The following is a 14,256-nucleotide window of genomic DNA, read 5'->3' on the forward strand; positions in this document are numbered from 1 at the left end:
GATCCGACGTACGTACGAGGGCCCGGTACCGCGCGAGCGGTGCCGGGCCCTCGTACGTCGCTGCCTGGTGCTCAGCCCAGATACGGCTCGAAGTCCCAGTAGGGCCGTACCCGTTGGCGGGCGGAGAGGGTGTGCTGGTGCTGCGCGCCCATGGTGCGCGTCAGCTTCTGGAGCGCGTCCTCCTCCACCTTGTCCGCCTCCTCGCGCTGCTGGAGCGCGCGCAGGTCGGCCGCGAGCGCCGTCTGGCTGGAGAGCGTCATCGGATGGTCGTCGCCCATCACCGCACGGGCGCGCCGCAGCGTGTCCCTGCTCAGCTCGGCGGCCTCCTCCAGACGTCCCGTCAGATTGCGCCCGCCGGACGCGTTGAGCGCGCAGCCCAGGGTCCAGGGGTGGTCGTCGCCGAGCAGGGTGCGCAGACCCGTGAGCGCCTGCTCGAAGAGGACGAGCGCGCCGTCCCTGTTCCCCTCGGCCTGCATGAGGAGCCCGACGTTGGACTGCATGCCGGTCGGTACGGGGTGGGCCTGGCCGACCAGGGAGCGGTAGGTGTCCTCGGCCTCCGCGAGCAGATCCTTGGCGTGCCCCAGATCGCCGTGCACGCGCAGGTAGTTGCCGTAGTCCGTGACGAGCATCAGGTTGTTGTGATGGCTCTTGCCGTACACGCGCTCGTGGCGCGCGAGCAGGTCGGCCATCACGGGACCGAAGTCCTCACCCTTCGTGCCCGCCCTGCGCCTGCACAGGACGAGGTTGTGCTGCGCCCACAGGGTCTGCGGGTGATGCTCGCCGAGGACCTGAATATGGGTCCGTACGCCGAGCTCCTGGCGGGCCAGGGCGTCGTGGTAGCGGCCGAGGAGCCGCAGGTCGCGGGCGCAGGCGTTGACCGAGTGCAGGGTGTTGGAGTGCCGGGCGCGCAGGACGGCCTCGCGTTTGCGCAGCGTGTCGAGGTCGACCTCGTACGCCTTCTCGTACTGGCCGAGAAGCCGCAGGGACACCCCCAGGCTGTGCTGGGCGAGGAGCGTCGTCCACTCCTCGGCGCCCAGCAGCTCCCGGCCGACCTCGACGAGGTCCCGCTGGAGCTCGTACGCCTCCGGATAGCGGCCGAGGAACCGGAGGTCGGAGCTGAGCCCCGCGTTGGCCGTCATCAGCCTGATCGGGTCCGGCTCCGGCTGGGCCTCCAGCAACGCCAGGGCCGCCACGTCCCTGTCCAACGCCTCGTGGAACCGCCCGCTGGCCCGGAGAATCACCGTGGTCCGCGCGCTGAGCTCCAGCATCTCGGGGGCGTCGGGCTCGAACAGCTCTTCCCACTTCGCCCGGACCAACCCGACGAGGTCCATACCGACGGTGTACTCACCGCTGCTGTAGCAGTAACGCAGGCTGTTCAGAACGAGCTGGACGGCGCGCGGGTCGGTGCTCTCCAGCACGCCCGAGAATTCGAGCTGCGGCAGGATCTCCGCGTACCGGGGCCACTGCCTGCTGTCGGACGGTTCACCGGGGTTGCTGCCGATGAGGACCTGGCGGACCACATCGCGGTGGATCTCGCGGTCGTCGCTCGCGGTGAGCTGCCTGACGATGCCGTGCACGACGCGGTGCATATGGACGGACTCCTGGCGGGGCCCGGCCTCGCGTCCCTCGGCGACGGACGGGCTGCGTGAATCCTTCGTGATGACCGAGTAGTTGGCGAGAGTGTCCAGGGCGCGCGGCCAGTCCGGGGTGTTGTCGGCGATCCAGCGCAGCTGTTCGGGAAGGTCGGCCGGGGCCACGCCGCGGACCAGGCCGATGGGGATGCGCCCGGGGGCGAAGCAGGCGCACAGCTTGAGGAGTTCGAGGGCGCGCGGCTCGGAGTCGCGGACCCGGTTGAAGAACATCGACCAGGAGGTGAGCGAGGAGCTGGGGTAGTCGCCCAGCTCCGTCGTGGTGTCCAGGGGGTTGATCTCACCGCTGTGGACCTTGTCCAGATACTCCGCCACGGGCATCTGCCACTCACCGAGCAGCGCCGCCGCGTGGGCCATCTGGAGCGGCAGGTCCGCGAACTCGACGGCGACCTTGTCGGCCTCCTCCGCCGTGATGTGCGGGGCCCTGCGCATCAGATAGCCGGTCGATTCGGCGCGCCGGAAGACGGGCACCTCGACGACTTCACCGACGGTGCGCCAGCCGTGGTTGCGCGAGGTGATCAGCACATGGCCGGTGCCGCCGCGTGGCAGCATCGCGGTCGCCTCCTCCACGTCCTCCCAGCCGTCGAAGATCACCAGCCAGCGGCTGTGCGGATCACCCCGGCGCAGCGCGTCACGCACCGCGCGGATCCGCTCACCGGGCTCGGAGCCACCGCGCAGGCCGAGGGCCGGTGCCAGTTCGCCGAACCGGTCGCGCTGGGTGCCGCGCTGGTCGGAGTTGACCCACCACACGACGTCGTAGTCGGGGCTGAAGCGGTGCGCGTACTCGGCGGCGAGCTGGGTCTTGCCGATGCCCGACATACCGACCAGCGCGCAGACCGCCGCGCCGGACTCGACGTCCGTGAGGGATTCCTGGATGCGGTTGAGCAGGTCGTCACGGCCGGTGAAGCGGGAGTTACGGCGCGGCACCTCGCCCCAGACGGCCGGCGCGTCGCTGGGATAGCGGGAGGGGGAGGCCACCGCGTCGGCGCGCGGTGTCGGTTCGAGGGAGAGCCGTGTCAGCAGGCGCCGTTCGGCTTCCTGTTCGGCGATGCCCCACAGGTCGACCGGTTCGAGCACGGCGGTCGCGGGCAGCAGCGCGCGGTTGGTCAGATTGACGGCGGCGAACCGCTCGGCGTTGGCGGCCACGAAGCCGCGCAGCACCGTGTTCCACTCGCCCTCGCGCCGGGGGCCCAGCTGGAAGAACCAGTCGCTGAGCACCAGCAGGACCCGTCCTCTGGCCAGCAGCAGGTCACCGAGCGCGTCCTCCAGGGACTCGTCGCGATCGGGGTCCCAGCGGTGCGAGGTGACGCGGTGGCCGTGTGCTTCGAGCCGGCGTGCGATCCAGGTGGCCCAGGGCCGGTGATGGCCCGGGAAGGCGACCACGAAATGCTGTGACTCCTGATCGGGGCCGCCGTCCTCCGTCAGGTGTCGCTGAGCGACCATGCGCGCGTCTCCTCATTCATCGAGCTGCGCCATTCCCTGACGGCGCGTCTGAAAGGTTACCGAACGTCACCGTCCGCGGACAGGGAATCGGACAGTGCGTACGGGCTATTGGGCCCCCCGCCCAGCGAGGTCAGGTGGTCCCTCATCGATACGGTGAACCGCTCGCCGTGCTCGGTGAGTTGATGGCTGTTCAGCAGAATGGGCAGCGCGTCGGCGACCTGGGCGCGGTACTCCTCGCGGCGGGCGCGGGCCGCGCGGCGGGCGGGCGGCCCGGCGCCGGGGCGCTCGGCGACGCGCGACCAGAGGTCGGCGAGGGCGAGATGCGCGTACGTCCCCTGGAGCACACCGTCGAAGGGGCGCGGGTCCTCGCGCCAGGCGACGTGGTGGACGGCGGAGCCGTCGGCGTGGTGCAGCGCGACGAGGTCGGCGAGTACGGCCAGCTTGCTGTGGGCGAGCTCGTGCACGAGCACCTCCGCGAACCGCCGGGCGGTGTCGGGCAGCGCGGTGTGCACGGCCCAGGGGGCGGCCCTGAGCGTGCGGCTTGAAGCGCCTTCGCCGGCCGGGTCCATCGGGACCAGGGACCGTACGAGCCCGGTGACCTCGGCGGCGCGCCAGGGGTCGGCTGCCTGGAGGAGGTCGACCGCGGCGCGCCAGCGGGTGAGCCAGGCGGCACGGTCGGGCGGCGGCGGCCCCGCGTCCTGGGCGGCGGTGTGTCCGGTGCCGGTGCCGTCGAGCCGGGCGGCGCTGCCGGGCAGCACGGCCAGGGAGGTCCAGCCCGCCCCCGCTCCCCGGCCGTCGGGCCGCAGGAGCACGGACCGGGCGGCGTGTCCCACCGGGGTGAGCAGCGTGCCGCGCGGGCCGGTGCGGATCCGTACGTGGGACGCCCGGGTGTCCTGGACGCCGGTGCCGGGCAGGACGAGCCGTCCGCCGGCCGTGGGGAGCACCGTGCGGAGCTGGGCTCCGGTGCGCAGGGCCGTACCGGCGGCGATGCCGCCGAGGGGGTGCAGGGAGGCGGCGAGACCGTCCGGTCCGGGTGCGTTGAGGGCGTCCACGATCCAGCCGCCGACGGCCGGGTAGTCGAGGAGCCTGCGGGCGGCGGCCGGTGCGGGCGACTCGGCCCGCTCCAGCAGGCGCCAGTCCCGGTCGAACGCGGCACGGGCGGGCGCGGGTAAGTCCTCCCGTCCGACACGGGCGAGGAGGGCTTTGAACAGAACCAGCCGGCGGCTGTGCAGCGCGGCGTCCAGCAGGTCCATGTCGTGGGGCCGCTGGCGGGTGGCGGCGATCCGCACCAGCGTGGCGGGCGGGACATGGAAGGCCCCGGGAGCCGCGGCCATTACCTCCGCTCCGCGGCGAGAGCGGCCGGATCCCGCCGCCGGAGCGGCCGGTTCACGGTGAGTCGCCCCACGAGTCGGTGAACGAGCCTGGGCAGCCGAGCACGTCCTCGACGGCCGCTGTCAGCGCCTCGTCGTCCAGCCCCTGGAGGGTCAGCAGGTCGACACCGGTGAGATCGGGGAGCACCGGGCTCCCCGGAAACCCACCCGTCTCCTCCGCGGATCCGGGCACACGTTGCTCCAGCACGCTCTGCTCCTCCCCGATGCCCCCGAGGGCGTGTGGTGAAAGTCCCGCCTTGCGATCGCACACACCAGACACCGGTGAGCACCGCTCTGCGGGGCGGACGGTGCCGCGTTCACGGCATGCCGTGGGAGGCGCTGCCGCGAGGGTTCTACTTCCCGAGGCCCATGATTCGGAAACCCGTTCGCCACACAGGGAGTTGGTGTTCCGGCCGGAGCACGTAACTTCATGGACACACGACGGGGAGCGCATGCCGGGCGCGTAGAGGCACAGCACGGTCGCGCACGGACGGGATCCTCGGACGGGTCGGTCCACGCACGTGCCCGGTCTTCCGGTCCGCGGCCCCGCGGTGTCTGAGCCCTGGCGCCTCAGCCCCGGTGCCTCACTCGCCCAGCGCCCGCGCCCGCTCGCGGGTCGCCCGTACCTCGTCCTCCGGGACCGGGGTGCCCTGCTCCATCAGCCGGCGCCAGTGGCCCTCCGCCGTGCGGTAGTCGGCCCGTGCCGCGAAGGGGCGTGCCATCCGCTCGTACAGTTCACCGCGGCCGTGCAGGGCGCGGGCCGCCGTGAGCGAGGGCGATTCGGTGGTCTCGCGCAGCGCCCGGCCGTAGGCGGACTCCGCGGAGGCGAAGTGCGCCTGCGGGTCCGGCAGATCCAGCCGCGCGCCCGCCAGCATCAGCCAGGAGCGGGCCCTGGCCGGGGACTCGGCCGCGCGCCGGGCCGCGAGCTCCAGCAGATGGCAGCCCTCGTAGACGTCGGGCAGGAAGCCGCTGCCCGCGCTGTCGCCGCGGTAGCGCTCCAGCAGGGCCGTACCGAGCAGGAGATGCAGGTGCCAGCGGAGCGGGGCCCCGGAGGACACGTTCGTCAGGGCCTCGCGCAGGATGCCCTCGGCGCGGTCGGGGCGCCGGGCCTCGGCGAGCAGCATCTCGCCCCATTCGGCGAGGAGTTCGCAGCGGATGTCGCTGTCACGCGGCGCGGCGCGCTCGGCCTGCCGGTACGCGGTCGCCGCCGCCTCCCAGTCGTGCGCCTCGCGGTGGATCCGCGCCCGCTCGCGCCGGGCGCGCAGCAGCAGCGGGGCGCTGTCCTCGGCCGCCGACTCGGCCGCGTCCGTCAGGGCGAGCAGCTCCGCCGTGTCCTGCTCCCGCGTCAGCCGCAGAGCCGAGACGAGGTCGAGGAGTGCGCCGGCGCGGCGAGGGGGCGGTGCCGCCAGCTCGTCCAACAGCGCGAGCGCGGAACGCAGTTCACGTACCGACGCGGTGGCGGGCTCGTCCCGATCGGTCTCGTTCCTCGCGAGGTCGAGCAGGGCCCGGCCCATCCGCAGCCGGCGGGCCGTCTCCGTGGCGAGGTCCCCCCCGTCGGGGACCTCGGCCAGCCCGTCCACGGCCGCGCGCAGCCACCGGGTGTCACCGTCCTGGCGCCACAGTTCGTGCCGGACGTCCGCGCGGGCGACCGCCGTCGCCGGCTCCTCTCCTACGAGCAGCCGCTCGGCCCGCACCAGCAGCCCGTGCGCCTCCTCGGGATCACGGCGCGCCTCCGCCGAGTTGGCGCGGGCGAACAGCACCCGCCCGAGCAAATGGCGTGCGCGTTCGTCGCCGTCGGCGGCCAGCGCCGCCTCGGCGAGCGCCTGCGCGTCGAAGAGCATCTGCCGGTCGCGGCGGTCGCGCCACAGCCCGAGCAGCCGCTCCACCTCGTCCAGCCTGCCGGGCACCGGCCGTACGGGCTTGTACCAGCGCACCACCCGCGCCGGGACCTGCGCGAACAGCTCCTCGTCGGCCTGCGGTCCGCCGTCGGGGTCCTCCGGCACGCTCGCCTCGCCGGCCTCCAGCCCCTGGAGACGGGCGACGGCCAGCGCGGGGAAGTTGCGCATGCCCTTGCCGAAGCGCCGGGCGACGTACTCCGACAGATATTTGAGGACCAGCTCGGCGGCGCCCCGGTCGAGCATCTCCAGCAGCAGTTCGCGTACGCCGGGCGCGAAGTCGTAGCGCGGTCCCGGCACGCCCGCGGTGTCGGGCAGCCGCTCCAGCAGCCCGCCGAGGAGCACCTCGGCCAGCTGCATCGGGCCGGTGTCCGGGAGCAGGGCTTCCTGTACGAGCTGCATGACCGGCAAGTAGAGCGGTACGGCCGCGAGATGCACGGCCAGTTCGAGCGCGCCGGGCGACGTGCCGGAGCGGAAGTCGCGCAGCCGCGCCTGCGGGGTACGCGCCCCGCCGTACGGCCCCGACGCGGGCTGCGCCGGGTGCTGCGGCAGCACCCAGCCCGCCGCGCCGCGCATCGTACGGGTGCCGGTGCCGCCGAGCAGCTGGGCCCAGCCGCCGAGTACCCGGTCGGTCGGCAGCAGGACGGGCACGGGGCGTGCGCCGACGGGCGGCGCCTCGCGGCCGTGTCTCTCGTCGGCGACGAACCGCATGCCGCGCCCCACGCCCGGCTCGTGCACGAGCATCCCGGGATCGGCGGGCAGCGCCGTACGGTCCCACAGGCGCGGCGGCAGTGGCTGGACGACGGCGATCTGGGAGGCCTCGGCCCAGCGGTACAGCAGCCGTTGGGCACCGCCGGACTGCCACAGCGGTCCCACGCAGTCGCTGATGACCAGGGTGAGCCGGCGCCCGGTGATGTCACGGTGCTGGTCGGCGGGGCGCAGCCGGGTGTGGTTCGGGTCGGGTCCGGTACCGGCCATCGCGGAGCCGTCCGGACCCTGGTGCAGATAGTGCACCTGGACGTCACGGAACGCGCCGAGCCGTTCGCAGGCCTGCCGGAGCCGTTCCAGGGTCAGTTGCCACACGGAAGTGGTCGGTGAGGCGTCCATCAGGAGCTGGATCTCGGCCTCCCGGTGCGCGGCCGGGCGGCGTACGGGGCGCAGGAAGCCGTCGGCGGCGCTGCGTTCGGCGGTCGCCTCCTCGTCCAGTTCCTCACCGAGGACCGGGGGGACGGGCGGGCGGTAGCCGCGCAGCGGTCGCAGCGCGCGCTGGAGGCCGAGCAGACCGGAGAGGGCGCCGGTGGCGGGGGCCCGTATCGGGAACGAGCGGGTCGGGACGGCGTCGGCGCCGGACGGGGCGTAGAGCGAGAGGGGTGCGGTGTGCTCGGAGCTGCGGGGCGGGGGCTCGGGCCGGGGCTCGGGCTCTTCGGCGGGTGGCCGCACGGCCGAGTCTGGCCCGGAGTGCCGGGTGGTCGGTGGTTCATGATGCTCCGGACGATCCCCCGTCCGCGCCTCCGGAGCCGTCAGACGCGCCAGCCAGACGGCCTCGGCCAGCTCTCTGGCCGATACGTCGCGGCCCGCCGCGCGCAGTCTGCCGACGAGCTCCGCCAGCCCGGCCGCCGCGGCGGGCCCGCTGTGTCCGGCGTCGGGCCCGGCGGGCGGCGCGTCGGGCGTGCCGTCGGGGGGCGGGCGTGGCGTTGCGCCGGGAGGCGGGTCGGGGATGGTCACGCCATCACCTCGGACGGTCCAGAGGGCGGAGCAGCATCTCGGCGAGCCTGTTGCGGGTGACCTGTTCGGCGGCGGCGGCCCGCTGGGTCACATAGAGCGCGTTCAGCAGCTGGTCGGTGGCGACGACCTCGCCGGGCTCGCGCTGGAGGAACCGCTCTATCAGCTCGGCCCCCTCCTCCAGGGCCTCCTCGCCCAGATGGGCCGCGACCATCGCGGCGAGCTGTTTCTCGCCGGGCGGTTTGAGGTCGAGCTGGATGCAGCGGCGCAACAGGGCGGCGGGGAAGTCCCGTTCACCGTTGGAGGTGAGGATGATGAAGGGGAACGCCGTGCACCGTACCCGGCCGCCCACCACGGCCACCGGTGTCCCGTCGTCGGTGAGGACGTCGGTCGTGGGCTCCCGCTCGGCGCGCCGTTCCAGCTCACGGATCGTGAACTCGCCCTCCTCCAGGACGTTCAGGAGGTCGTTCGGCAGGTCGATGTCGCTCTTGTCGAACTCGTCGATCAGCAGCACCCGGGGCAGTCCGTCGGGCGAGGGCAGCAGCGCCGTACCGAGCGGGCCGAGCCTGATGTACGAGCCGATGGGCGGCTGCGTCACCGCGTCGCCGGACACCGCGCGGTCCAACTGCACGTCCTGGAGGCGGCCGATGGCGTCGTAGTGGTAGAGGCCGTCCTGGAGGGTGGTGCGGCTGACGATGGGCCAGCGCAGCACACGGCCGAGACGCAGTTCGTGGGCGACCGCGTGCGCGAGCGTCGACTTGCCGGTGCCGGGAGTTCCGGTGACGAGGAGTGGACGGCGCAGCTGGAGCGCGGCGTTGACGGCCTCGACCTCTTCGGGGCGCGGGTGGAACGACTCCACGAGGCGGCGTTTGACGCCCAGCCTGCGGGCGTTGTCCACCTCTTCGGTGTCCGCCCCGTCCCCCGTACCGCCGGCGCCGTCCGCGGGATCGGGCCCGTCGGCGCCGTGGGCGCTCCGTGCGGTGAACTCGCGCCAGGGAGGCGGATCGGGTAATTGCCGCGCACCGTCGTGCGGCAGTCCCGCTCCTCGGTAGATGCGCCAGTCGCTCACTGTGGGCTCCTCATCGATGTCAGCCCGGCGTACGCCCGGCATCCTGGACGTCCGTACCCCGCTTGGTCGCTCATACCCCCTCCACGGCAGGTCACTTGGGGGCAGCTGCCTGTCATAGGGGCGGGGCGTGCAGAGGTTCGTCGGGAAGCGCCGGCCTGTGGGGTGGATCGTAGATGAGGACGATGTGCCGTGCCCAGGCTGTGTCCTGGTCGGTATGTTCAGGGCCAGCGCTGAGGTTGCGCAGCACCCGTACACGTTCGCGCAGCGCGCTGCCGGTGGGTGCCTCGCGCACCAACTGGGCGGCCCTGCGGTAGAACTCGGCGCAGTCGTCGTGCCCGTCCTCGGCGGCACGGCGGCACAGCACCGCGACATGGCCGGCGTGGAAGGCGCGGGTGAGGACGCGGGAGCCGCGCCCGGTGGCCGTACTCGCGCAGTACACGGGAAGGGATACGCCCGCGACGCCCGCCGTGCTCACCGACAGCCGCGCGTACGCCGCCTCCTCGCCCTCCGGCGCACCGGCCGTGTGCCCCCAGTCCGGTACGTCCAGACAGAGCGGTACGGCCTCCAGCGGCCCCCGGGCGGTGGCGCGTCTGCCGCGGTTCCACTCCGGGGTCACGCCGTCGCGGCGGCGCAACTGGTCGCGCAGGGCGACGACTCGGCGCAGTCCGATCGGGAGCGTGTGCACGCTGGGCGGTTCGTCGGCGCCCGGCAGCCGGGAGCGCCACTCGTCGACGGGCTCGTCGAAGAGCGCGCGGGGCAGCAGGAAGTCGACGGCCGCCACGTACTGCCCGGCGTCGGCGCGGGCCAGCGCCTCGCTCAGCCCCTGGCGTACGGCGGCCTCAAGCCCGGTGCGCGGCACGCCCTCCTCGTCGTACCGGACGGTGGTCGTACCGCCGTCGGGGTCCAGCAGCTGCACGCGCCAGGGGTGGGTGCCGTAGACCTCGGGCTCGATGACGACGAGTACGTCGTCGTGGGCCGCGTCGCCGGGGACGGTGCCCGCGCCTGCCTCGCCGTCGTCGGCGCCGTCGCAGCCGGCGAGGAGCGCCAGGCTCTCCTCGCGGATCACGTCGGTCTCCAGGGCGTTGGCGGCGCTCTCCACCCAGTGGCGGAGCTTCTTGGCGGCCGGGGTGTCGCGGGGCGCGCGCAGCGTGCCGTACACCATCGCCGCGTACAGGACGACGGCTTCCTGTTCGAGATCCCGTCCCGCGAGGGCGCCTTCGGTGTGCTCGCGGGGGTCGTAGAGCAGGCCCGAGCCCTCGCGCCAGCTGCGCGGGTCGTTGGACTCGATGCGCTGCGGGCTGCGCAGCAGCCGCCGGCTCGCGCCGTTGACCAGGTGCAGCACCTGGCCGGGGCCCGACGGCGGTTCGACGTCGGCGAAGAGCCCGTACAGCTGGGTGCGGGCCTGTGGGGTGAAGCTGTGCGGCTGGCCCTGCGCCACCGCGAGGCGGGTGTGCAGACGGGGCCAGCTCTCGCCGGAGCCCTCGAAGCGCCGCAGATGGTGCCGGTCGTGGGCGCCTATGACCTCGGCCCAGAGGGATTCGGCGCCCTGGTCGCAGAGCGTGCGCAGCGCGGTGACGGACTCGGCACGGCCGATCGTGACGTCGCCCTGCTTCTTGCCCTTGATGACGCCGATGACCGATCCGTACCGGGTGTCGATGACGGGACCGCCCGAACAGCCGTGCAGCACCAGGCCGTTCTGGAGCCACATCGGATTCCTGCGGCGGCCTCCGGTGGCCATCGCCGTCGCGGAGAGGAACTCCTCGCTGCCGTGCGCCCCCGCCGTGTCCGCCCAGCCGTACAGCTCGACCTCGGCTGGTGTCGCCGCCGAACGGTCGCTGAGCCAGAGGCAGTCGGCGAAGTCCGCGCCGGGCACCCGCACGAGCGCGAGGTCGTGCCCGGCGAGGACATGGGCGATCTCGCCGTCGAAGCGCTCGTCCTCGTAGGTGGTGACCGTGACTGGGCCCCCTGGCTCCCGCTCCATCGCACCCACCCTCTTGTCCACGACATGTGCGCAGGTCACGACCCATTCGGGGGCGACGAAGAAGCCGCTGCCCCAGAATCCGGCACTGTCCCTGTCATACCCGTCGGCGGCGGGGCCGATGCGGACGACTCCCCGGCTCACGGGGTCTTCGAGGGAGCTCATGCGTCAACACACGGGGGGTACAAGGGCGTTGGGAGGGCGCGCGAGCGATCGGCATGTTCTGGAACAGCGCGTTTCCCCGTACCGAGCGATCCGCAGACCTGAGCGTCTTTCATCCGCACCCCGTTCCCCCGAAGTTGAGGCAAGTGGGACGAGGCTAACCGGATGATCCCGAAGTGGGGAGTGGTTCCTCTCCCGGCGAGCCCTGCGGCCGGGGCGGGGCGGCGGGCGCCGGGGGGACGCCGGGAGGCGGGGGCACCGGCGGGGCGGCCGACGCCGACGGGACGCCGGGGGGTACGGCCGACGGCTCGCGCCCCGGCTGCCAGGTGAGGGTGACGGAGATGGACGCCTTGGCCTCCCCGTCCGCCAGGACGGCCGCCACCGCCGCGCCGGGCTTCATCGCCAGCTCGATGCCGAACGTGGCACTGACCTCGCTGGGCCCCGCCGCCCGCGCCGCGTCCATCACGGTCGCGCCGACCGCGGCGATCACTTCGTTGACGCGGGTCACGCCCGCGCGCAGCCGGTCGGCGGCTCCGACGTCGTCGAACCCGGAATTGTCCTCCCTCAGCACGCCGACCCTGGCGAGGATGACCTCCCCACCGGGCAGGACCACCTCCCGTACCTCATGGCCGCCCCGTATGTCGCGGTCCACCGCCACCCCTCCCCCGCTCGCTCCACACCGATGTGTGGGATACCTCCCCTCCCCACCAGGTAGTTACGCTGTCCGCATGTACTTCACCGATCGCGGGATCGAGGAACTGGAAAAGCGGCGCGGCGAGGAGGAAGTGACCTTCGAGTGGCTGGCCGAGCAGCTCCGTACGTTCGTCGACCTCAACCCGGACTTCGAGGTTCCGGTGGAACGCCTGGCGACCTGGCTGGCGCGTCTGGACGACGACGAGGACGACTGAAGCGCCGCCGACGGGCATCGCGATAGGTCTTGACTTCCCCCATCCGCGATATATCGTGTCGAGTAAGAGACGCGATATGTTGCGTCGTGGCCGGCCCAGGGGAGTCAGCACCATGGCAGAGTCGACGTGGGAAGTCAGCGAGCCGAAGAAGCTGACGTTCGACGACCCCGTGACGGCGCTCAGCGTGCGCATCGCGAACGGCACCGTCAATGTCGTCGGCATGGACGAGACCGCACTGGCCGACCAGGGCGGCGCGCGTCTGGAGATCTCCGAGATCCAGGGCCCGCCCCTGATCGTGACCCGCACGGGCAGCACGCTCACGATCGCCTACCAGGACCTGCCCTGGCAGAACCTCCTCAGCTGGCTCGACCCCAAGGGCCGCCGGCGCCGCGCCGTCGTCTCACTCACGGTCCCCTCGACGGCGAGCGTCGAGGTCGGCGTCGTCGGGGCGGGCGCGGTGATCTCCGGGATCAAGGGGCGTACGGACGTACGCGGCGTGCACGGCGACACCACCCTCGTCCGCCTGGCCGGCCGGGTCCGCGCGGAGACCGTCACCGGGAACGTCGAGGCCCAGGCCGTCACCGGCGACCTCCGCTTCAACTCGGTCTCCGGTGATCTGACCGTCGTGGACTGCGGGGGATCCTCCGTACGGGCCGATACCGTCAGCGGCGACATGGCCATCGACCTGGAGTCCGCCGGCAAACCCACCGACATCAAGGTCAACACGGTCTCGGGCGAGGTCGCCATCAGACTGCCGCACCCGGCGGACGCGACGGTCGAGGCGAACACGACGAGCGGTTCGGTCTCCAACGCGTTCGACGATCTGCGCGTCGGCGGACACTGGGGCTCGAAGAAGATCACCGGCACGCTCGGGTCGGGTACGGGGCAGCTCAAGGCGGTGACGGTGTCCGGCTCGATCGCCCTCCTGCGGAGGCCGCCGGCGGAGGAACCGTACGACGCGGCACCCGTGGACACCGTCGCGGACGACGCGACGCCGGCCGACAAGAAGGAGCTCTGACATGCCCCCGGTCTTCGCCCACGGCCGCCTCCGCCTCTATCTGCTCAAGCTGCTCGACGAGGCACCGCGGCACGGGTACGAGGTGATCCGGCTGCTGGAGGAGCGCTTCCAGGGGCTGTACGCGCCGTCCGCCGGCACGGTCTACCCGCGGCTGTCCAAGCTGGAGGCCGAGGGCCTGGTCACGCACGCCACCGAGGGCGGCCGCAAGGTCTACTCGATCACGGACGCGGGCCGCGAGGAGTTGGCGGGCCGCAGCGGTGAACTCGCCGACCTGGAGCTGGAGATCCGCGAGTCCGTCTCCGAACTCGCCGCGGAGATCCGGGACGACGTACGGGGTGCGGCGGGCCAGCTGCGCAACGAGATGCGCGCGGCGGCGTCCGCGGCGGGCACGCCTTCCCCTGGCCCCGACTGGGAGAACGGGCCCGGGGACGGCGAGTCGTGGCGCGCGGCGAAGGAGGAGTTGCGGCGCGCGAAGCAGGAGTGGAAGGAACAGGCCCGCCGCGCGAAGGACGAGTCGCGCCGGGCCCGCGAAGACGCCCAACAGGCCCGCCGCCAGGCCAAGGAGGCCCAGGAGACGGCCCGCCAGGAGATGCTGCGCATCGCCAAACAGGTCCAGGACCAGGTCCAGGGCCACTTCTCGCGCGGCGACTGGCCGACGGGGGTACGGGAGGGCCTGTCCGAACTGTCCACGCAGCTCGGAGGCTTGGCGAAGGGCTCCGCATGGCCCCCGTACGCCAAACCGGACACCGACTCCGCGTGGGCCGAGGACACACCCGCGACGGGCGACCCGGCCCGTGACCTGGACCGCCTGCTGGACCGCTTCCGCGACGACGTCCGCGACGCGGCGCGCGACCACGGGGTGACGGAGGCCCAACTGACGGAGGCCCGCGGCCACTTGTCCACGGCGGCGGCCCACATCGGAGCACTGCTGCGGAGGCCTCCGGCGTAGGGCGCACGGGGTCGCCTCCGGCGGGGGTTCGTGGTGCGGGTGGGTGTCCGGGTGCCGCTCCGGGGTCATGCCCGGAGCGGCCACCCGCAACCC

Annotated in this window: 10 protein-coding genes; 3 read left to right on the plus strand and 7 right to left on the minus strand. The window is 73.1% G+C overall.

The genetic code is table 11. The features are described from left to right. Nucleotides 1-71 precede the first annotated feature (71 nt). From fxsT to ACFWV8_RS04750, 7 genes are all read right to left on the minus strand, one after another. Nucleotides 72-3,092 carry an FxSxx-COOH system tetratricopeptide repeat protein gene (gene fxsT, locus ACFWV8_RS04720; RefSeq protein WP_384197963.1) on the minus strand — a complete coding sequence of 1,007 codons (3,021 nt, stop codon included), beginning with the start codon at nucleotides 3,090-3,092 and terminating at the stop codon, nucleotides 72-74. A 56-nt stretch (nucleotides 3,093-3,148) separates the two neighbouring features. Beyond that, nucleotides 3,149-4,426 (minus strand): aKG-HExxH-type peptide beta-hydroxylase, encoded by a 1,278-nt coding sequence (locus tag ACFWV8_RS04725; protein ID WP_384197965.1) that lies wholly within the window; start codon nucleotides 4,424-4,426, stop codon nucleotides 3,149-3,151. Between the two features lie 52 nt (nucleotides 4,427-4,478). Next, nucleotides 4,479-4,670, minus strand: coding sequence for a hypothetical protein (locus tag ACFWV8_RS04730; RefSeq protein WP_384197966.1), 192 nt, complete (start codon nucleotides 4,668-4,670; stop codon nucleotides 4,479-4,481). A gap of 376 nt (nucleotides 4,671-5,046) precedes the next feature. Then, nucleotides 5,047-8,082 carry an SAV_2336 N-terminal domain-related protein gene (locus tag ACFWV8_RS04735; protein WP_384197968.1) on the minus strand — a complete coding sequence of 1,012 codons (3,036 nt, stop codon included), beginning with the start codon at nucleotides 8,080-8,082 and terminating at the stop codon, nucleotides 5,047-5,049. A 4-nt stretch (nucleotides 8,083-8,086) separates the two neighbouring features. Then, nucleotides 8,087-9,148, minus strand: coding sequence for an AAA family ATPase (locus tag ACFWV8_RS04740; protein ID WP_384197970.1), 1,062 nt, complete (start codon nucleotides 9,146-9,148; stop codon nucleotides 8,087-8,089). A 112-nt stretch (nucleotides 9,149-9,260) separates the two neighbouring features. Continuing rightward, nucleotides 9,261-11,291 (minus strand): trypsin-like peptidase domain-containing protein, encoded by a 2,031-nt coding sequence (locus tag ACFWV8_RS04745; RefSeq protein ID WP_384197972.1) that lies wholly within the window; start codon nucleotides 11,289-11,291, stop codon nucleotides 9,261-9,263. Between the two features lie 154 nt (nucleotides 11,292-11,445). Continuing rightward, a complete protein-coding gene (locus ACFWV8_RS04750; protein WP_384197974.1) occupies nucleotides 11,446-11,940 on the minus strand; it encodes a CU044_2847 family protein in 495 nt (164 codons plus the stop codon). Nucleotides 11,941-12,016: 76 nt separating this feature from the next. On the opposite strand from ACFWV8_RS04750, the gene ACFWV8_RS04755 reads away from it, so the two are divergent. From ACFWV8_RS04755 to ACFWV8_RS04765, 3 genes are all read left to right on the plus strand, one after another. Then, nucleotides 12,017-12,196, plus strand: a complete 180-nt coding sequence (locus tag ACFWV8_RS04755) for a DUF6104 family protein (RefSeq protein ID WP_189105494.1) — start codon at nucleotides 12,017-12,019, stop codon at nucleotides 12,194-12,196. A gap of 112 nt (nucleotides 12,197-12,308) precedes the next feature. Beyond that, a complete protein-coding gene (locus tag ACFWV8_RS04760) occupies nucleotides 12,309-13,214 on the plus strand; it encodes a DUF4097 domain-containing protein (RefSeq protein WP_384197976.1) in 906 nt (301 codons plus the stop codon). 1 nt (nucleotide 13,215) lies between these two features. Then, the gene (locus tag ACFWV8_RS04765; protein ID WP_384197978.1) at nucleotides 13,216-14,163 is read left to right on the plus strand and encodes a helix-turn-helix transcriptional regulator; all 948 of its coding nucleotides are present in this window, start codon (nucleotides 13,216-13,218) and stop codon (nucleotides 14,161-14,163) included. The last annotated feature ends 93 nt before the right edge of the window (nucleotides 14,164-14,256 follow it).

The organism is Streptomyces sp. NPDC058665 (genome assembly GCF_042714995.1).
GTDB lineage: Bacteria > Actinomycetota > Actinomycetes > Streptomycetales > Streptomycetaceae > Streptomyces.